The organism is Streptomyces sp. NPDC029041 (genome assembly GCF_040637515.1).
Lineage (GTDB): Bacteria > Actinomycetota > Actinomycetes > Streptomycetales > Streptomycetaceae > Streptomyces.
This window is the reverse complement of record NZ_JBEZWO010000017.1, coordinates 14813-33396: the sequence shown is the minus strand read 5'-3', so window position 1 is coordinate 33396 and position 18584 is coordinate 14813. Positions and strand designations below refer to the sequence as shown.

The 18584-nt window shown below is 72.2% G+C and carries 17 protein-coding genes, 1 tRNA gene and 1 pseudogene; 9 read left to right on the top strand and 10 right to left on the bottom strand.

The annotated features are described in order from the left end of the window. The first annotated feature begins 323 nt into the window (after positions 1-323). The 4 genes from AB0F04_RS33020 to AB0F04_RS33005 all read left to right on the top strand — a co-directional run bounded on the left by AB0F04_RS33020 (position 324) and on the right by AB0F04_RS33005 (position 4289). Complete coding sequence (locus AB0F04_RS33020; RefSeq protein WP_362048490.1) at positions 324-1274, top strand: hypothetical protein; 951 nt, start codon at positions 324-326, stop codon at positions 1272-1274. A 35-nt stretch (positions 1275-1309) separates the two neighbouring features. Then, the gene (locus AB0F04_RS33015; protein ID WP_362048487.1) at positions 1310-2845 is read left to right on the top strand and encodes an APC family permease; all 1536 of its coding nucleotides are present in this window, start codon (positions 1310-1312) and stop codon (positions 2843-2845) included. Positions 2846-2956: 111 nt separating this feature from the next. Continuing rightward, the gene (locus AB0F04_RS33010) at positions 2957-3682 is read left to right on the top strand and encodes a molybdopterin-dependent oxidoreductase (RefSeq protein WP_362048729.1); all 726 of its coding nucleotides are present in this window, start codon (positions 2957-2959) and stop codon (positions 3680-3682) included. After that, the gene (locus AB0F04_RS33005) at positions 3666-4289 is read left to right on the top strand and encodes a cytochrome b/b6 domain-containing protein (protein WP_362048484.1); all 624 of its coding nucleotides are present in this window, start codon (positions 3666-3668) and stop codon (positions 4287-4289) included. Before AB0F04_RS33010 ends, AB0F04_RS33005 begins: the two co-directional genes overlap by 17 nt. A 213-nt stretch (positions 4290-4502) precedes the next feature. On the opposite strand, the gene AB0F04_RS33000 is transcribed toward AB0F04_RS33005, so the two are convergent. From AB0F04_RS33000 to AB0F04_RS32985, 4 genes are read right to left on the bottom strand one after another with little or no spacing between them, the layout of a single operon-like run. Next, positions 4503-5534: an L-idonate 5-dehydrogenase gene (locus AB0F04_RS33000; protein WP_362048481.1), complete on the bottom strand. Its 1032-nt coding sequence runs from the start codon at positions 5532-5534 to the stop codon at positions 4503-4505. 17 nt (positions 5535-5551) lie between these two features. Continuing rightward, complete coding sequence (locus tag AB0F04_RS32995; RefSeq protein WP_362048478.1) at positions 5552-6316, bottom strand: SDR family oxidoreductase; 765 nt, start codon at positions 6314-6316, stop codon at positions 5552-5554. A 10-nt stretch (positions 6317-6326) separates the two neighbouring features. Further along, positions 6327-7724, bottom strand: a complete 1398-nt coding sequence (locus tag AB0F04_RS32990) for a gluconate:H+ symporter (RefSeq protein WP_362048475.1) — start codon at positions 7722-7724, stop codon at positions 6327-6329. A gap of 53 nt (positions 7725-7777) precedes the next feature. Next, positions 7778-8296 carry a gluconokinase gene (locus tag AB0F04_RS32985; protein ID WP_362048472.1) on the bottom strand — a complete coding sequence of 173 codons (519 nt, stop codon included), beginning with the start codon at positions 8294-8296 and terminating at the stop codon, positions 7778-7780. A gap of 138 nt (positions 8297-8434) precedes the next feature. On the opposite strand from AB0F04_RS32985, the gene AB0F04_RS32980 reads away from it, so the two are divergent. Then, positions 8435-9136: a FadR/GntR family transcriptional regulator gene (locus tag AB0F04_RS32980; protein WP_362048469.1), complete on the top strand. Its 702-nt coding sequence runs from the start codon at positions 8435-8437 to the stop codon at positions 9134-9136. Between the two features lie 6 nt (positions 9137-9142). Here the strand turns inward: AB0F04_RS32980 and AB0F04_RS32975 are convergent, their stop codons facing one another. After that, positions 9143-9517, bottom strand: a complete 375-nt coding sequence (locus tag AB0F04_RS32975) for a YchJ family metal-binding protein (RefSeq protein WP_362048466.1) — start codon at positions 9515-9517, stop codon at positions 9143-9145. A 64-nt stretch (positions 9518-9581) separates the two neighbouring features. Beyond that, positions 9582-9666 (bottom strand) — tRNA-Leu (locus AB0F04_RS32970). A 196-nt stretch (positions 9667-9862) separates the two neighbouring features. Between AB0F04_RS32970 and AB0F04_RS32965 the strand changes: the two genes are divergently transcribed. The 3 genes from AB0F04_RS32965 to AB0F04_RS32955 all read left to right on the top strand — a co-directional run bounded on the left by AB0F04_RS32965 (position 9863) and on the right by AB0F04_RS32955 (position 12563). Then, entirely contained in the window at positions 9863-11188 is a 1326-nt protein-coding gene (locus AB0F04_RS32965) for a M20/M25/M40 family metallo-hydrolase (protein ID WP_362048463.1), read from the top strand. Between the two features lie 149 nt (positions 11189-11337). Then, positions 11338-11571, top strand: a complete 234-nt coding sequence (chpH, locus tag AB0F04_RS32960) for a chaplin ChpH (protein WP_030608446.1) — start codon at positions 11338-11340, stop codon at positions 11569-11571. Positions 11572-11702: 131 nt separating this feature from the next. Next, positions 11703-12563 (top strand): chaplin, encoded by an 861-nt coding sequence (locus AB0F04_RS32955; RefSeq protein ID WP_362048460.1) that lies wholly within the window; start codon positions 11703-11705, stop codon positions 12561-12563. Between the two features lie 78 nt (positions 12564-12641). Here AB0F04_RS32955 and AB0F04_RS32950 read toward each other — a convergent pair whose 3' ends face one another. Then, on the bottom strand, positions 12642-12830 hold the full coding sequence (locus tag AB0F04_RS32950; RefSeq protein WP_003989151.1) for a DUF5703 family protein: 189 nt from the start codon (positions 12828-12830) through the stop codon (positions 12642-12644). Positions 12831-12877: 47 nt separating this feature from the next. Between AB0F04_RS32950 and AB0F04_RS32945 the strand changes: the two genes are divergently transcribed. Further along, entirely contained in the window at positions 12878-13573 is a 696-nt protein-coding gene (locus AB0F04_RS32945) for a hypothetical protein (protein ID WP_362048457.1), read from the top strand. A gap of 63 nt (positions 13574-13636) precedes the next feature. On the opposite strand, the gene AB0F04_RS32940 is transcribed toward AB0F04_RS32945, so the two are convergent. The 3 genes and pseudogenes from AB0F04_RS32940 to AB0F04_RS32930 form a co-directional block, all read right to left on the bottom strand. Beyond that, complete coding sequence (locus AB0F04_RS32940) at positions 13637-16216, bottom strand: ATP-binding domain-containing protein (protein WP_362048454.1); 2580 nt, start codon at positions 16214-16216, stop codon at positions 13637-13639. Continuing rightward, positions 16213-17199 carry an aldo/keto reductase gene (locus AB0F04_RS32935; RefSeq protein ID WP_362048451.1) on the bottom strand — a complete coding sequence of 329 codons (987 nt, stop codon included), beginning with the start codon at positions 17197-17199 and terminating at the stop codon, positions 16213-16215. The genes AB0F04_RS32940 and AB0F04_RS32935 overlap by 4 nt, the downstream gene beginning before the upstream one ends. Before the next feature lie 112 nt (positions 17200-17311). Then, positions 17312-18409 (bottom strand): annotated as a pseudogene (locus AB0F04_RS32930) (pectate lyase); the annotation flags it as partial. Between the last annotated feature and the right edge of the window lie 175 nt (positions 18410-18584).

The window sequence follows — 18584 nt, the reverse complement described above, 5'->3', positions numbered from 1 at the left end:
GGCCGACTGTACCGGCCGGCTCCACCCGGCGCGCCCGTACGTCCTGCCATCGTCGCGGTCGTCGACAGCCCACGCTATGGCGTACGTCACAAAGGGCGTAACGGAAAAATCGGATGCGGGTCACACGTGTCTCTGCCGTCTCCTGGATCACAAAAGGCTCACGAGTGGGGGCAGTTGACGCGTGTAACGCCCCGACGACCCTTGACGGCGACCATTGGCTGGGGGTTGGCTGTGCGTGATCAGCCCATGGCGATGCGCACATACGCGCTCCTCCTGCCGCCGTGAGTCGAAACACCAGAAGAGCGCGTGAGGAAGTCCCCGCGGTGTCCCCACCCCCGCCTCCCCTCGGCCGTGGCCGCAGACGTGCGGCGCAGGCCTTCGACGAGGCCCTCGACGACGCCGATCTCGTGGCCGCGCGCGCCGCACTGGCGCAGGGCCGCTGGCAGAACACCCGTTCCCTGCTGGTGCACACCGGGGACGACTGGGACCGGCGCGCCCACCGCGTCACCGTTCTCGCCAAGGAGTCATCCTGCGCCGCCTGGGCCCGGGAGTGGCTCCTGGCCGAACCCGAGTCCGCCGACGCCGCCGTGCTGCTCGCCCTCGCCCAGGTCCGGCGCGCGCTGCACGGCAAGGCCGAACCCGACCGCGCCCGGGAGGGGTGCCGGACCGCCGCGGCCCGGGTCCCCGCCGACCCCACCCCCTGGCTGGGTCTGCTCATGCTGGAATGCGCGGTCGGCGGCGACGAGGACGCCGTCCGCAGCTTCGAGGCGGTCCGCGGCCGGTACGCCGACCACCACCACGCCCACCACCTGATGGTGGCCCGGCTCGCCACCCGCCGCACCGAGGCCGGCCCGGACCCGCTGCACGAGGTCTACGACTTCGCCAACTGGGCCGCCGAACAGGCGCCCGCCGACTCCCCGCTCGCGATCCTGCCCGTCATCGCGCACGCCGAGCGCTACCGCGCGCTGGCCGCCGCCGGGCACGAACCCGCCGACCCGGCCGCCTCCGGCCACTGGACGGGCCGCCGCGCCCGGCAGGTCATGAAGGCCGCCTTCGACTGGTGGCTGGAATGGGAGCTGGAGGGGCACCCGCGGCGGCTGATCGACCTGAACTTCCTCGCCCACGCCAAGTTCTGCGAGGGGCGGGGGGCCGAGGCCGCCGCCCTCTTCCACCGGATCGGCCGGCACGCCACACCGGCTCCCTGGTCGTACCCGGACCGCGACCCGCACGCCGCTTTCGCCGCCGCCCGCGCCGCCGCGCTGGGCACGGCCTGACACCCCCCGCCCCGAAGAGTGAGGACGCTGCCCCGATGACCACGGACAGTTCGAGAACGAGCCCATCCGCCCCCGGCGGCATCAGTACGTTCAAAGGGCAGGAGCGCGCCCTGCGGGCCGACCGGCTCGGCACCGGGGGACTGCTGCTCTCCGTCCTCGCGGCGACCGCCCCGCTCATGGTCGTCGCGGGTGTCATGCCCACCACATTCGCGGTGATGGGAATCGTCGGCCAGCCGCTGCTCTTCGTCGTCCTCGGTGTGGTCCTGATCCTGTTCAGCGTCGGATACGCCGAGATGAGCCGCCACGTCCACAACGCGGGCGCCTTCTACGCCTACATCCGCCGGGGCCTCGGTGCCACGGCGGGCGCGAGCGCCGCCCTGGTGGCCCTCGTCGCCTACAACGCCCTCCAGGTCGGCATCTACGGCATCTTCGGCTTCGAGGTCTCCGGGCTCCTCGCCACCTACGCCGACGTGCAGATCGCCTGGTGGATACCGGCGCTCGTGGCCGCGCTCGCCGTCGGGCTGCTGGGCTGGCTCAAGATCGACGTCAACGCCCGCGTGCTCGGAGTGCTGCTGGTCATCGAGGTGCTCCTGGTCGTCGTCTTCGACGTGGCCGCCCTGGCCGACCCCGGGAAGGAGGGCCTGTCGCTGCACGCCTTCAACCCCGACACCCTCACCGGCGCCGGTGTCGGCACCGCGCTGTGCTTCTGCATCGCCGCGTTCCTCGGCTTCGAGCAGGCCCCGGTCTACGCAGAGGAGACCAGCCGCCCGCACGTCCTGGTGCCGCGCGTGATGTTCCTCGCCGTCGGCGGCGTCGCCGTCTTCTTCGCCCTCAGCAGCTGGGCCCTCACCGTCGCCACCGGCCCGGCCGCCATCGTCGGCACGGCCCAGAAGCAGAGCGCAGGGCTGCTGTTCTTCCTCACCGAGTCCCGCCTCGGCGGCACCTTCACGGACGTCCTGCACGTCCTGTTCGTCACCGGCATGTTCGCCGCGCTGCTCAGCTTCCACAACGTCGTCGCCCGCTACGCCTTCGCCATGGGCCGCGAGGGCCTGCTGCCCGCCGCCTTCGGCCGCACCAGCGGCAGCAGCGGCGCCCCCGGCACCGGCTCGCTGCTCCAGACCGCCGTGGCCGTGGTGGTCGTGGCCGCCTTCGCGATCGCCGACGACAAGCCGGCCGGCGACCCGACCGCGCCCGTCCTGCAGCTGTTCACCTGGTGCGGCAACATCGGCGCCCTCGGCGTGATCGTGCTGATGGCGGCGGCGTCCCTGTCGGTCGTCGTCTTCTTCGTCCGCCGCGGCGCCGCGGGCGCCCAGGCCTGGCGGCTGGTCACGTCCGCGCTGGCGGGCATCGCCCTGCTGGTGATCGCCGGCTACACGGTGAAGGACTTCGAGGTGCTGGTCGGCGCCGGCCCCGACTCCTCGCCGAGCTGGGTGCTCCCCGGCATCATCGGCCTGGCCGCGCTCGCCGGCGTGGTCCTCGGCCTGGTACTGCGCGCCCGCGCCCCCGAGAGGCACGCCAGGATCGGCCTCGGCAACGAGGCGTTCCAGCTGGACAAGGCGGCCTCCTCCTGAGGCGGCCCGCGTAAGAAGTGGTTACGGAAGTCTGACGCGCACCCGCGAGCCCTGTCGTACCGGGGCCGCGGGTGTTCGAATGAGTACGTGAACGAGGACGTACCCCGGGGTGTGAGCGACGAACACCCCGAAGAACGGGGCACCCCGATCGGCCGCCGCGTCTTCCTCGGCACCCTCGCCCTGGGGGCCGCCGGCGTGGTCGCGGCCCCACCGCTGCAACGCGGCCTGGAGCGCTTCCTCGGCGGCGCGGCCGACAACGACCCCACCGGACTGACCGGCCTGCTCCCCAACGGCGGCGGCTTCCGCTACTACTCGGTCGCCTCGTCCGTCCCGCGCAAGAATGCCGGCGACTACCGCCTCACCGTGGACGGCCTGGTCGACCGGCCCGCGACCTACACCCTCGACGACCTCAAGGCCCTGCCCCAGACCCGCATGGTCCGCGACGTCCAGTGCGTCACGGGCTGGCGCGTCCCCGACACCCCCTTCGAGGGCGTACGCCTGTCCCGGCTCCTGGACGCCGCCCAGGTCCGCCCCACGGCGAAGGCCATCCGCTTCACCTGCTTCGACGGCACGTACACCGAGAGCCTCACCCTCGCCCAGGCCCGCCGCGCGGACGTCCTGGTCGCCCTGCGCATGCAGGACAAGGACCTCGGCCACTCCCACGGCGGCCCCGTCCGCCTCTACGTGGCGCCCATGTACTTCTACAAGTCCGCCAAGTGGCTCTCCGGCATCACCGTCACCGACGAGGTCCGGCCGGGCTACTGGGAGGAGCGCGGCTACGACGTCGACGCCTGGGTGGGCCGCTCGAACGGACGCGACGATGACCCTACGAGCTGACACGCCCCCGGCCACGGTCCGCGTGCGCCGCTTCACCCCGCTGCAGCGCTGGATCCACCGCACCACCGCCGCGCTGATGGGCGTCTGCGTCGGCACGGCGGCCTGCCTCTACATCCCGCAGCTCGCCGAACTCGTCGGCCGCCGCGACCTGGTCGTCACCCTGCACCAGTGGTCGGGCCTCGCCCTGCCCGTCCCCGTCCTGGCCGGCCTCGCCTCCCGGGCCTTCCGCGCCGACCTCGGCCGCCTCAACCGCTTCGGCCCGCACGACCGCACCTGGCTGCGCGCCGCCCTGCACCGCGACAAGCGCCCCGCGTCCCGCCCGGCGGCCAAGTTCAACGCCGGGCAGAAGCTCTACGCCTCCTGGATCGCCGGTGCCACGCTGGTCATGCTCGCCACGGGCCTGATGATGTGGTTCACCCACGTCACCCCGCTCCTCTGGCGCACCAGCGCCACCTTCGTCCACGACTGGCTGGCCCTCACCATCGGCATCGTCCTGGCCGGCCACATCGGCATGGCGCTGGCGGACCCGGAGTCCCGCAGGGGCATGCGCACGGGATCGGTGAGCAGAGACTGGGCATCCCGAGAGCACTCTCTCTGGCGCGAGTAGGTGTCTCAGGGGCGCGGGGAACTGCGCGAACAACCACGACGCACCCGCACCCTTGGGACGCCCGCAGCCCCTCACCCCAGGGGCGCGGGGAACTGCGCGATCAACAACAACGCACCAGCACCCTAGAAGGCGCCCGCAGCCCCTCACCCCAGGGGCGCGGGGAACTGCGCGAACAACCACGACGCACCCGCACCCGCCGAACGGCATACAGCCCTACGACGAAGGCGCGAAATCCAACAGCACCTTGCACGACCGACTCCGATCAGCGGCCAGCGCGAACGCCGACTCGGCCTCCCCCACGGGAACCACCGCACTGATCAGACCGTCGAACGCAGGCTCCCCGGCGAGCACAGCCAGCGCATCGTCGAACTCGCCATCGAAGCGGAACGCCCCCCGCAGCTCGACCTCCCGGCTCACCACCAGGTTCCCGGCGAACGGACTGTGCCCCGCCGGCAACATCCCCAGCTGCACGACGACCCCGCCTCGCCGCACCCGCCGCAGGCACGCGTCCAGCCCCGCGGCCACTCCCGAGGCCTCGACGGCCACATCGACCTCGTCCGGCCACCCGCGGTCATCAGGATCATCGGCCCGTACGGCACTTCCGGCCCCGGCGATCCGCCCGTACTCCAACGCCTCGGGCAACAGGTCCGACACCGTCACGTGCGCGGCCCCCGCCGCCTTCGCCGCCGCGACCACCAGGCACCCGATGGGCCCGGCGCCCGTCACCAGCACCTGCCGCCCCGCCACGCCCCCGGCCCGCCGCACCGCGTGCAGAGCGACCGCCAAGGGCTCGGCCAGCGCCGCCCGCCGCAGCCCCAGTCCGTCGGGCAGCGCCCGCACCTGCCCGGACGGCACGACCACCCGATCCGCGAAGCCCCCCTGCACGTGCGGAAACCGCGCCGCACTCCCGAGATACCGGGTGTCCCGGCAGACGTTGCGCCGCCCGGCCGCACACTCCGGGCACACCCCGCACGGCGTGGCCGGATGCACGGCGACCGCGGTACCCGGAGCCGGCCCCGCGGCACCGGTGCCGTACGCCACCACCGTCCCCACGACCTCGTGCCCGAGCACCATCGGCTCGCGCAGCCGGAAGTCACCGACCCCGCCGTGCCGCCAGTAGTGCAGATCGGACCCGCACACCCCGCCGTACCGCACGGCGATCAGCGCCTGCCCCGGCCCCGGCTCCGGCACCGGCAGTTCCGCCACCCGCAGATCACCCTGACCGTGGATCACACACCCCAGCATGGAAGCCTCCCGGCAGGTCACAGCACGCTCGTCATACCGCCGTCGACATACAGCACCTGTCCGTTGACGAAGTCCGCCGCGGGGGAGGCGAGGAACAGCACCCCGCCCACCAGGTCCTGCGTACGCCCCCAGCGCCCGGCAGGGGTGCGCCGCCGCACCCAGGAGCTGAACTCCTCGTCCTCCACCAGCGGCCGGGTCAGCTCGGTCTCGATGTAGCCCGGGCCCAGGCCGTTGACCTGCACCCCGCTGGGCCCCCAGTCCGCGCACATGCCCTTGGTGAGCATCTTCAGCGCACCCTTGGTGGCGGCGTACGGGGCGATCCCGGGCCGTACCACCTCGCTCTGCAGCGAGCAGATGTTGATGATCTTCCCGTGGCCGCGTTCCGTCATCCGGCGCGCCGCCTCCCGGCCGACCAGGAAGGCACTGGTCAGATTGGTGTCCAGGATCCGGTGCCAGTCGGACTCACCGAACTCCAGCAGCGGGGCCCGCAGTTGCATGCCCGCGTTGTTGACGAGGACGTCGAGCGGGCCTACCCGCTCCTCGACCTCGGCGACCCCCGAGGCCACCGAGCGTCCGTCGGTCACGTCGAACGCGGCCGTGTGCACCCGGTCGCCGGGCAGCCCGGCGGCGGCCTCGGCCAGCCTGTCCTTGTCACGTCCGTTCAGCACGACCGTGCAGCCGGCCTCCGCCAGACCGCGCGCGAGGGCGAGTCCGATGCCCCGGCTGGACCCGGTGACCAGGGCGGTGCGGCCGCCGATGTCGAAGAGGGGATGAGCCGTCATCGCCGTACTCCTAGATCACGAGGGACAACAGCAGGACCAGACCCCCGGCGACCACCGAGATGATCGTCTCCATCACGGACCAGGTCTTGATGTTCTGGCCGACGCTCAGCCCGAAGTACTCCTTCACCAACCAGAACCCGGCGTCGTTGACGTGACTGAAGAAGAGCGAGCCGGCGCCGATGGCGAGGACGAGCAGGGCGGCGTGCGTCGTCGACATGTCGGCCGCGAGCGGGGCGACCAGACCGGCCGCCGAGACCGTGGCCACGGTCGCCGAACCCGTCGCCAGGCGGATCACCACCGCGATCAGCCAGGCCAGCAGCAGCGCGGGGATGGCCCAGTCCTTGGAGACGTCCAGGACCATCCGGCCCACACCCGTGTCGATCAGCGTCTGCTTGAAGCCGCCGCCCGCGCCGACGATCAGCAGGATGCCCGCGATCGGCATGAGACTCTTCTCGACGAGCGGAGAGAGCCGCTCCTTGGAGAACCCGGCGGGCCGCAGCAGCGTGAAGATGCCGACCAGCACCGAGGCGAGCAGGGCGATCAGCGGGGCGCCGATGACGTCGAAGACGCGCTGCGCCGGGTTCTCGGGGTCGTCGACCACGATGTCGACCAGCGCCTTGGCGAGCATGAGGATCACCGGGAGCAGCACGGTGAAGAGCGTGGCACCGAAGCCGGGACGCCTGTCGAGCTCCTCGGAGGGGCGCTGCGGGATCATCTTCTCGGGGACCGGGACGTCGACCCAGCGGGCCGCGTACTTCGAGAACACCGGGCCGGCGATGATCACGGTCGGTATGGCGACGAGGACACCCAGCGCGAGCGTCACACCGAGGTCCGCCCCGACGGCGTCGATCGCGACCAGCGGACCGGGGTGCGGCGGCACCAGGCCGTGCATCACGGACAGGCCCGCGAGCGCCGGGATGCCGATGCGCATCAGCGAGTAGTTGCCGCGCTTGGCGACCATCAGCACGACGGGGATCAGCAGCACGATGCCGACCTCGAAGAACAGCGGCAAGCCGATCACGGAGGCGATCAGCACCATCGCCCACGGCATCGACCGCCCGCCGGCCTTCTCCAGGATCGTGTCGACGATCTGGTCGGCGCCTCCGGAGTCGGCGAGCATCTTGCCGAGGATCGCCCCGAGGGCGATCAGCACACCGACACCGGCGACCGTGGTGCCGAGGCCGGTGCTGAAGCTGGTGAGCACCTTGTCCAGCGGCGCCCCTGCGATCGCGCCGAGCGCCAGTGACCCGATGGTCAGCGACAGGAAGGCGTGCAGCTTGAACTTCGTGATGAGCAGGACGATGACGGCGATGCCCGCCAGGACGGCGATGCCCAGCTGAGCGTGGCCGGCCGAGGTGATCGGCTCGGGTGCGTCCGCTGCCAGCATCTCGACGCTGAGTCTGGTCACGGGTGGGTTCCCTTGCGTTGGGGAGTAGGGGGAGGGGAAGCGGCCGGCAGGGGCTACCGGACAGGTTCGGGGAGGTCCTCCAGGGCGAGCGCCGCCCGCTGGGTGATCTCCTCCGGACTGCCCGAGACGTTCACCTCGACCCCCGCCTCGTCCGCCTCCAGGGGCTGGAGCGTGGCGAACTGGGAGTCGAGCAGCGCCGTGGGCATGAAGTGCCCCTGCCGGTGCGACATCCGGTCCTCGATCAGCGCGCGGTCACCCGCGAGGTGCACGAAGACCACGCCGGGTGCGGCGGCCCGCAGCCGGTCGCGGTACGACCGCTTCAGCGCCGAGCAGCTGACCACCCCGCCGAGCCCCGCCCGCCCGTGCGCCCACGCGCCGATGGCGTCGAGCCACGGCAGGCGGTCCTCGTCGGTGAGCGGGGTACCGGCCGACATCTTGGCGATGTTGGCCTGCGGGTGGAAGTCGTCGCCCTCGGCGTAGGGAACGCCGATCCGGGCCGCGAGCAGGGGACCGATGGTGGTCTTGCCGGTGCCCGCTACACCCATGACCACGACGACGTGGGGGGTCTTCATCGCTGCCTCACTGTCTGCTGTCCGAGGTCGACACGTGATGTCGACGCCACTGAAACCCATTAGGTACGACGAATTCAAGAGCTCGTCACTAATAAGTCTGACTTTTTGTCTCCGTGATCTACCCCGTACGCTGAGTGCATGACCACACCGGGCCGGGGGCTGCACGGCCGTGTACTGGACACCCTCGGCCCCGAGATCACAGCGGGTGAGTACCCGCCGGGCAGTGTCCTGCGCACCGACGAGCTCGCCCAGCGTTTCGACGTGTCGCGCTCCGTGATGCGCGAGGCGGTCCGGGTCCTGGAGTCCATGTACCTGGTGGAGTCCCGCCGCCGCGTCGGCGTCACGGTCCGCCCGAAGTCCGAGTGGAACGTCTACGACCCGCAGGTCATCCGCTGGCGCCTGGCCGGCGCGGACCGCCCCGGGCAGTTGCGGTCACTCACGGTGCTGCGCTCGGCGATCGAACCGGTCGCGGCCGGCCTCGCCGCCCGGCACGCCACGGCCGAGCAGTGCGCCGAACTCACCGAATGCGCCCTCGGCATGGTCGCCCACTCGCGCGGCCACAAGCTCGAGGGCTACCTCCTGCACGACGTCGCCTTCCACCGCGTCGTCCTCGAGGCCTCCGGCAACGAGATGTTCGCCCGCCTCGGCGACGTCGTCGCCGAGGTCCTGACCGGCCGCACGCAGCACGACGTGATGTTCGAGGACCCCGACCCGGCCGCCGTCACCCTGCACGTCCAGGTCGCCGAGGCGGTCCGCGCCGGCGACGCCGCCCGCGCGGAAGAACTGACCCGCGAGATCACGGTCGGCGCCCTCCAGGAACTCGACATCCTGGCGCCGTAGCACTCGCTACGCGGGGAACTCCCCGTCCACGTACACCCAGGCCCCGTCGACCCGCTCGAACCGGCTCCGCTCGTGCAGCGACCCGCCCCGGTACGACGCCCGGAACTCCACGGTCCCGGTGGTGTGGAAGGCCGAGCCGCCGCTCGCGCCCAGGATCTCCAGCCCGGTCCACCGCATCCCCGGATCCGGCTCCAGCCGGCCCGGCCGCGTCCGCGGATGCCAGGTCCGCAGCAGGTACGCCGCGTCCCCCTTGACGAAGGCGCAGTACCGCGACCGCATCAACGCCTCGGCGGTCGGCGCGGTGGCGGCCCCGGAGTGGAACCGGCCGCAGCAGGACTCGTAGGCCTCGGGGAGCCCGCAGGGGCAGGAACGCTTGGTCATGGTCACCTCTGTCACGCAAACGCCTGAGGGCCGTGACCTCGCGGTCACGGCCCTCAGCCTCAAGTGTCCGAGGGGGGACTTGAACCCCCACGCCCGATAAAGGGCACTAGCACCTCAAGCTAGCGCGTCTGCCATTCCGCCACCCGGACAAGGTGTCTGTCGCGTGGGTTCTCCCCGCGGCGACGACGTAAACATTACCAGGCTTTCCGGGGTGGCCGATCACCCCCCGTCCGCGCCCCGGTGAGGCGTGAACGGGGTGTGACGGGCCGGGAGCGCTCTTGGGGCGCGGGCCGGGGAGAGAGAGGATGAGGGGGACCCACCAGCAGTGACACCGGGAGGAAGCACGTGAGCGAGACGGACACGGCCAGGAGCGTCACCCGCGAGGACGAGGTCGTGGACCTCTGCCGCGAGCTGATCCAGATCGACACCAGCAACTACGGCGACCACTCGGGTCCGGGCGAGCGGAAGGCGGCGGAGTACGTCGCCGAGAAGCTCGCCGAGGTGGGACTCGAACCGCAGATCTTCGAGTCCCACCCGGGCCGGGCCTCCACGGTGGCCCGGATCGAGGGCGAGGACCCCTCCCGGCCCGCGCTCCTCATCCACGGTCACACCGACGTCGTACCGGCCAACGCCGACGACTGGACCCACCACCCCTTCTCCGGCGAGGTCGCCGACGGCTGCGTGTGGGGCCGCGGGGCCGTCGACATGAAGGACATGGACGCGATGACCCTGGCGGTCGTCCGTGACCGGCTGCGCAGCGGGCGCAAGCCCCCGCGCGACATCGTCCTCGCGTTCCTCGCCGACGAGGAGGCGGGCGGCACCTACGGCGCCAAGCACCTCGTGCGCAAGCACCCGGAGCTGTTCGAGGGCGTCACCGAGGCGATCAGCGAGGTGGGCGGATTCTCGTTCACCGTCAGCGAGCAGCGGCGGCTCTACATGATCCAGACGGCCGAGAAGGGCATGCACTGGATGAAGCTCACCGTGGCCGGCACCGCCGGACACGGATCGATGATCCACCGGGACAACGCGATTACCGAGCTGTCGGAGGCCGTCGCGCGGCTCGGGCGGCACAAGTTCCCGGTGCGGGTCACCAAGACCACCCGGGCCTTCCTCGACGAGCTCGGTGACGCGCTCGGCACCGAACTCGACCCGGAGGACATGGAGTCGACGCTCGCCAGGCTCGGCGGCATCGCCAAGTTCATCGGCGCGACCCTGAGCAACACGGCCAACCCGACGCAGCTCGGCGCCGGTTACAAGGTCAACGTCATCCCGGGCGAGGCGACCGCCCACGTCGACGGGCGGTTCCTCCCCGGCCACGAGGAGGAGTTCCTCGCCGACCTCGACCGCATCCTCGGCCCGAACGTGCGCCGCGAGGACGTGCACGCCGACAAGGCCGTGGAGACCACCTTCGACGGGGCGCTCGTGGGGGCGATGCAGTCCGCGCTGCTGGCCGAGGACCCGACCGCCAAGGCGATCCCCTACATGCTCTCGGGCGGGACGGACGCCAAGTCCTTCGACGACCTGGGCATCCGGGGCTTCGGCTTCGTGCCGCTGAAGCTGCCGCCGGAGCTGGACTTCGCCGGCATGTTCCACGGCGTGGACGAGCGGGTGCCGGTGGAGGGCCTGCAGTTCGGCGTCCGGGTGCTCGACCGCTTCATCGACCTGTCCTGAACCACTCCTGTGAAACGCCGATATTCGCTCGCGCGTACGGACTCGACTGGGAAGAGTGAATGCGACGATAAGCTCGTAGCCTGATTACTCCCTCCTCGTTACAGGTAATGCGATCGCAAGATGGGTCGCTTTGCCAACTAGGAGGAATAATGATCAAGAAGGTCGTCGCTGCTGCGGCTGCCACCGGTGGGCTGGTTCTCGCGGGCGCGGGCCTGGCCGTCGCCGACTCGGGTGCTCAGGGTGCCGCCGTGCACTCCCCGGGCGTCCTGTCCGGCAACGTTGTCCAGGTGCCCGTTCACGTCCCGGTGAACGTCTGCGGCAACACGGTCTCCGTGATCGGGCTGCTGAACCCCGCCTTCGGCAACACCTGCATCAACAAGTGATGCTTTCCCCTCGCTGAGGGGAGCCCCAAGCCATCGGTCCCGGAGCGCATGCCATGCGCTCCGGGACCGAACGCTTCTTTCGGGGAATTCGAGAAGAATTCGAGACAGGGTCGAAGGCAGGTATTCAGTAAATGCGACAGGTCACCCGCAAGGGTCTGATGACCGTGGCGGCCGCGACCGGCGTGATCGCCGCCGCGGGCGGCTCCGCGCACGCCGACTCGGGCGCCCAGGGTTCGGCGTCGGGCTCGCCCGGCGTGCTCTCCGGGAACTCCGTGCAGGCGCCGGTGTACGCGCCGGTCAACGTGTGCGGGAACACCGTCAACGTCGTCGGTGTGCTCAACCCGTCGGTGGGCAACAAGTGTGCCAACAAGGGTGGTGGAAAGTCGTCGGGCGGCCACGCCGGCCACAGCGGCTCCCACGCGAGCGGGCACGCCACCGACTCGCCCGGTGTGGGTTCGGGCAACCACATCCAGGCGCCGGTCCACGTGCCGGTGAACGTCTGCGGCAACAGTGTCGACGTCATCGGCGTCGCCAACCCCAGCACGGGCAACGACTGCTCCAACGGTGGCGGCGGCCACGAAACCCCTGGTCAGCCGGGCGACCCCGGCAATCCGGGTCACCCCGGTAATCCCGGTAACCCGGGTAATCCCGGTAACCCGGGAGAGCCCGGCAACCCTGGGAACCCCGGCAACCCGGGTGAGCCCGGTAACCCTGGCAACCCGGGCGAACCCGGCACTCCTGGGAACCCCGGCAACCCGGGCGAACCCGGTCACCCCGGCACTCCGGGCACCCCGCCTTCCACGAGCGGCGAGACCCCGGGCGGCTCCTCGCACGGCGACAAGCCGAGCGGCCGGTTCGTCATCCAGCCCCACGGCGCGTCCCAGCTCGCCAGCACCGGCAGTGACCTGCCGCTCGGCCTGGTCCTGCCGGCCGGCGCCGGCGCGCTGCTCGCGGGCGCGGTCCTCTACCGCAAGGCGCGGGCCTCGGCCTGACACCCCCGCGAACGGAAGGGGCCCCGCAGCCGCGGGGCCCCTTCCGTGATGTGCCTTCTTCCCGTGCCCCGTCCTCGCTCACCACGTGGCCCGCACCTGGCGGATGATCCGCCGGCGCAACCGCACCTTGCGGCTGCCGTCGCGCAGCAGGCTCAGACGGTACAACTCCCAGTGTCCGTACTCCGCGTGGTCGGTCAGCAGACGTGCCGTCTCCTTGCGGGAGACCCCGCGCGGTACGTACACGTCGACAAATTCGTATTCCGGCATCGCATCTATTGTGCGGGCTGGGCCCCGGTACGGATAGCGTCTGCACTATGTCTGATGCTGCGCAGCCCACCGCTGCCGAGGTACGCGCCGCCGCCGAGGCGGTCAAGACCGCGCTCGACCGTCACCTGGCCGCGGTCGAACGCAGGTCGGGGGAGGACGACCCGGCCGTGTTCGAGGCGTTCAACCAGCTGGCCGCGGCCGCAGAGGTGTACGACGAACTGCTCTACGACCGCTACGACGAGGTCACGCCCTTCGAGATCCCCGGTGCGGAGGACGCACTGCCCCCGTACACGGGCCCCGAGGAACCCAACGCGCTGAGCGTACTGATCCGTCGTGACTACGCCGTCTCCGAACCGCAGCGTCTGCTGGCGCAGGCAGAGCGGATCGAGGCCGCGGAGGGCGATGACGGCTCTCCGGCCTCGGGGACGGTGCACGGCGCGCTCGGGCTGCTGTTCGGCGAGTTCGAGCCCGACGAAATCGCCTCCCGGCACAAGGAGTTCGGGCTGGAGGAGGGCGACTCCACGCTCTGGGTGACGGCGGCGGACGAACCGGCCGATCCCGGCGAGTGGCTGGAGGCGCCCTTCGAGCAGGTCGACCCGCAGCAGGTGGTCTGCCGCTTCGACGTCAGCGCCGTCTTCGACGACGAGATCGACGACGATGACGAGGACGGCGACGCCCTGGAGGACGAGCTCGACGGCGACCTGGACGAGGACCTGGAGCCGCTGGACGCGGACCGCCGCTGAGCGCACACGCCGACGACCACGGGGGTGGTGGCCGGGGGCGCGGGCCCCTGACCACCACCCCCGTCACGCGCCGCTGACCTGTGGCGCGAGCAGCACCGGAAGCCGGGTCGTGCGCGGCTTCGCCGGAACCTCGGCCACGGCACGGGGCAGTGCCTGCTCCACCCCGTGCACCACGGACAGATGCCGGTCGGCCCGGCTGAACGCCGTGTACACCCATGGCCGGCTCAGTGCCTGGGCCGCATCGCCGGGAAGCACGACGACCACCGCGGGCCACCGGCTCCCCACGGCCTGGTGCGCGGTCAGCGCCCACCCGTGCCGCACCGACTGCTCCACCCGCTCCTTCGGGACGACGACGGTCTCGCCCCCGCACGACAGATGCAGCCCCTCGGCGTCCGCCGTCACCACCCGTCCCGGCAGCGCACGCCCCGGCACGGGGGAGTGGACGATCCGGTCACCCGGGTCGAACCCGCCGAAGCGGCCCGGGCCCGGATTGAGCCGCTCCTTCAGCGCGGCGTTGAGCACCCGCGTCCCGACGGCCCCGCCGTGCCCGGGGGTGATCACCTGGGTCTCCTCCGCCGGCACACCGATCGCCCGCGGCACCGAGTCCACGACGAGCTGGACCGCCCGGTGCACGGCCTCGCCCGCATCGCGCACCGGCACGATCACGAGCTCCTTGCCGGGAGCCTCGACCTTGTTCAGCTCGCCGATGCCGACACCGGAGACCAGCTCGCCCAGCGGCCCCGGGTCCGGCCGTCGCGAGGCCACCTGGGGGCAGATCCGCGCCGCGAGCAGGTCCGCGAACACCCGGCCCGGGCCCACGGACCACAGCACCGCCGGGTCTCCCGCCAGGACCAGCCGTGCCCCGTCCGGCATCGACTCGGTCAGCAGAGCCGCCGTCTCGACATCCAGCTGAGGCGCGTCGAGCACGACGAGCAGATCGAGATCGAGGGCCCCGTCCGCGTCCCGGCCGGGCCCTTCGAGGCCGGCGAGCAGTCCGGCGACGGTGGCGACGGGGAGACCGGTGCTCGGGGCAGCGCCGGGCGCGTCCCCGGCGGCCGCACCCGGATGCCGGGCGGCGTCGGCCGCTTCGCCCGCCGACCCGTCGGCGCTCCGCAGCAGAGCCGCGAAACGGTCGCGGCCGATCGGTCCGTGCGTGGCCGCCCAGGCCCGCAGCCCGAGCGACCGGGCGGCGTTCAGCAGGGCCGCGGGCTCGGCCAGGGACGCCTCTCCGCCGGTGTGCAGCACCAGGCCCTGACCGGCCACCGCGCGGATCAGCTCCGCGGTGGAGCCCTGGGCCGCGGCGGCGGCCCGCTCCCAGTCCGCGGCCGAACCGTCCTGCTTCGGAGCCGAGTTGACCAGCCGGGCCAGGCCGTCGGCCAGGCTCTCCTCCGCCAGCGCGTACCGCTCCAGCCCGACCAGGACACGGACCGGACGCTCCTCGTCCTCCTCCGTGCCGTCCTCGGCGGCCCGGGGGGGAGTACCGGCCTCCTCCTCCAGGGCGTCCTGGAAGACCAGGGCCTCGCCCTCCGCGATCGCGCCCTGCACGGCGCCGTCGGGGTCCGGCACACCCCGCTGCGCCAGGGCCGCGAGGAGCGCGGGCATCTCCAGGGCGGTGTGCCCGGCCAGGGCCGCCTGCTCCAGGAGCCAGCCGGTCAGGGCCCGGCCGCGCCGCTCGTCGTCCGGGCCGCACTCGGCGCCGAGCAGGGCCCGCGCGAAACCGTCGGCCTGCTCGGGACGCACGCCGGCGATCCGCAGCAGCTGCCAGGGGTCGGCGCGCAGGTGTCCGGGGGCGTCCTCACCGAGAACCGCGGCGACCTGCGGGGCGAGCACCTCCGGCGCACCGCCTTCGCCGAGCACCCGCCGGACGGCCTGAACCGCCTCCGGCGCCGGAGCGGCCGGGGCGGCGACGGGCTCGGGAGCCACCGGCTGCGGCCGCCGTTCCGGCTCGGGTGCCTGGCGCCGCGGGGCGGGCGGGGGTTCCTCGAACACCGTGGCCACCGGCTTCTCGCCGCTCTCGACGGCCCGTACGGCCGCGAGCAGATCGGCGGCCGTGCCGCTCAGCTTGGTGCCGCTCTCGATCGGCGCCTTCTTCTCTGCCTTGCGCTGCTCGATACGCTCCCGCTCGACCTGCTGCGCCCGAAGCTCGGCCTCCGCCTCGGACATCTGCCCGGCACCGCCCGCGTCACCGCTGTCCGCCTCGGACGCCTGCCCCGCACCCTCGGTGTCGCCCCCGGCGCCCGCGTCCCCGCTCTCGGCCTCGGTCCCCTGCCCCGCGTCCCCGTCACCGCCCCCGGTGTCGGCCCCGGCGCCCGCCGCGCCGCTGTCGGCCTCGGCGCCCGCCGCGCCGCTCTCGGCCTCGGTCCCCTGCCCCGCGTCCCCGTCACCGCCCCCGGTGTCGGCCCCGGCGCCCGCCGCGCCGCTGTCGGCCTCGGGCCCCCGCCCCGCGTCCCCGTCACCGCTTTCAATGCCCGCGTCGCCGCTCTTCGCCCCGGGCGTTTCCCCGGAGCCCGCGTCACCGCCCGCGGTGCGGGGCGCAGGACCGGCATCGGCCGCCTCACCACCGCCGGCCCCCTCGGCCGGTGTGACCTCGGCGCCCGGCGTCCCCGGCTCGGCGTTCTCCGTGGTCTCGGGCTCCGTGCTCACAGCGTGCTCCAGTCGTGATCGGGATAGCGGTGCACGGGAACCGACACATCGTCGAGCGCCCGGCAGATCTCGTCAGGAAGACTAAGGGTCTCCACTGACAATGCCGCCGTGAGCTGCTGCGCGTTGCGCGCGCCGACGATCGGGGCGGCCACGCCGGGCCGGTCGCGCACCCACGCCAGGGCCACCTGGAGCGGCGTCACCGCCAGCCCGTCGGCCGCGGTCGCGACGGCGTCCACGATGCGGCTCGCCGTGTCGTCGAGGTACGGCGCGACGAAGGGCGCGAGGTGTTCCGAGGCGCCACGCGAGTCCGGCGGCACCGTGTCGCCCCGGTACTTGCCCGTCAGCACGCCGCGCCCGAGCGGCGAGGAGGGCAGCAGGCCGATGCCCAGGTCCAGCGCGGCCGGCAGCACCTCCCGCTCCACACCGCGCTGGAGGAGGGAGTACTCCAGTTGCGTACCGGCCAAGCGGGTCCGGGTGCCGGGCGCCGCCAGCTGCCAGGTCGCGGCCTTGGCCAGCTGCCAGCCGCAGAAGTTGGAGACGGCGGCATACCGGGCACGCCCGCTGGAGACCGCCAGGTCGAGGGCCTGGAGGGTCTCTTCCAGCGGGGTGTCCGGGTCGAAGGCGTGCACGTGCCACAGGTCGACGTGGTCCGTGCCGAGCCGGGCGAGCGAGGCGTCCAGCGCGGAGAGCAGATGACCGCGGGAGCCGTCGAAGCGACGCTCCGGGTCCGGCACGCTGCCGGCCTTGGTGGAGATGACCAGGTCCCGGCGAGGCACCAGCCCTTCCATGAGCCTGCCGAGCAGGTACTCGGCCTCACCGTCCCCGTACACGTCCGCGGTGTCGACGAGGGTCCCGCCCGCTTCCCAGAACGTCTTCATCAGGTCCGCGGCGTCGTGCTCGTCGGTGTCCCGCCCCCAGGTCAGGGTGCCGAGCCCGATGCGGGACACACGAAGGCCGGTGCGGCCGAGATGCCTCTGCTCCATGAACGCCGAGATTACTGGCCAGAACCTACGTGTGGGTGGTCGCGGGGGGCGGATTTCCCCGGGCGGCCGGTCGGCCGCGCCGGGGCCGGCCGCAGCCCGTCGTCCTCGGTCAGCACGACCCGTCCGACACCTGAAGCCCCTTGTTCGCGCCCGCCGTCCGGCTCACGACGGCCGGCACGCAGCCCGCCGCGTCGAGACGGTAGGAATACGGGATCGCGACCGTGGTGGTGGACTTCGGGTCGGGACCGGCCGGATGGTTCTCGCTGCCGGGGCGGGACCAGGTCACGTTGTCGAAGACGTTGCCGCCGACCTGCCAGTAGCCGGCCTCGTCGGTGTAGAAGGTGCCGAGGACGTCCTTGGAGTCCTCGAAGTAGTTGCTGTCCACCTTGGCGCGGGCGCCGGCCCGGGAGTTGATGCCGGACTCGTTGAGACGCACGTAGTGGTTGTTGTAGAGGTGGGCGATGCCGCCGCGCAGCAGCGGGGCACGCGAGTCGATGTTCTCGTACCGGTTGTGGTGGTACGTGATGAAGCCGTTGGAGCGGTCGCTCTCGCTGTTCCCGACGAGGCCGCCCCGGCCGGAGTTGCGCAGGACGCTGTAGGACAGGGTCACGTACTGGGTGTTGTCCTTGAGGTCGAGCAGGCCGTCGAAGCCCTGCGCCTCGCCGCCCGACGCCTCCAGGGTCGTGTGGTCGATCCAGACGTTGCGGACGTTGCGCTCGATGCCGATGGCGTCTCCGCCGTTGGACGTGGGGGAGCCCGACTTCCTGACGTTCCGGACGGTCACGTTCTGGACGACGATGTTCGTCGATTCGCGGACGTGGATGCCCACTTGGTCGAAGACGGCGCCGCTGCCGACTCCGACGAGGGTCACGTTGCTGACCTTCTTGAGCTCGATCACGCCGTCCGCGGTGTCGCAGCTGCCTCCCGACACCTTCTTGGTGTTGGCATGGTTGATGGTCCCGGTGACCTCGATGGTGAGGGGGGTGCTCGTGCTCGCCCGGCCGCACAGCGCCTGGTGGATCGCCGTTCCCGTGGTCGCCCGCACCGTCCGGCCTCCGGCGCCGCCGGTGGTCCCGCCGTTCTGGGTCGCGTAGCCGGTGGCGCTGCCGGTCGCGGCCGAGACCTCGGCCGCCGGTGCGAGCGTGCCCGTCGCCGCCAGGGCCAGTGTGGCCAGCACCGCCGGGAGTCTCGAGGGGAGTGCTCGCTTCATCCTTGCCTCTCCGTCCGTCGTCGGAAGATGGGTGGGGAAAGCGCTTTCTGCGGTGAAGGTAGGGACTTGCCCGGGGCGCGTCAATGGTCGCGACCATGATTCCTGTTCACTCACGTGGACAAGGGGCCGGTGGTGGCCGTGTACCTCCCACGGCCCGCGCGCTAAGGTGCCCGCA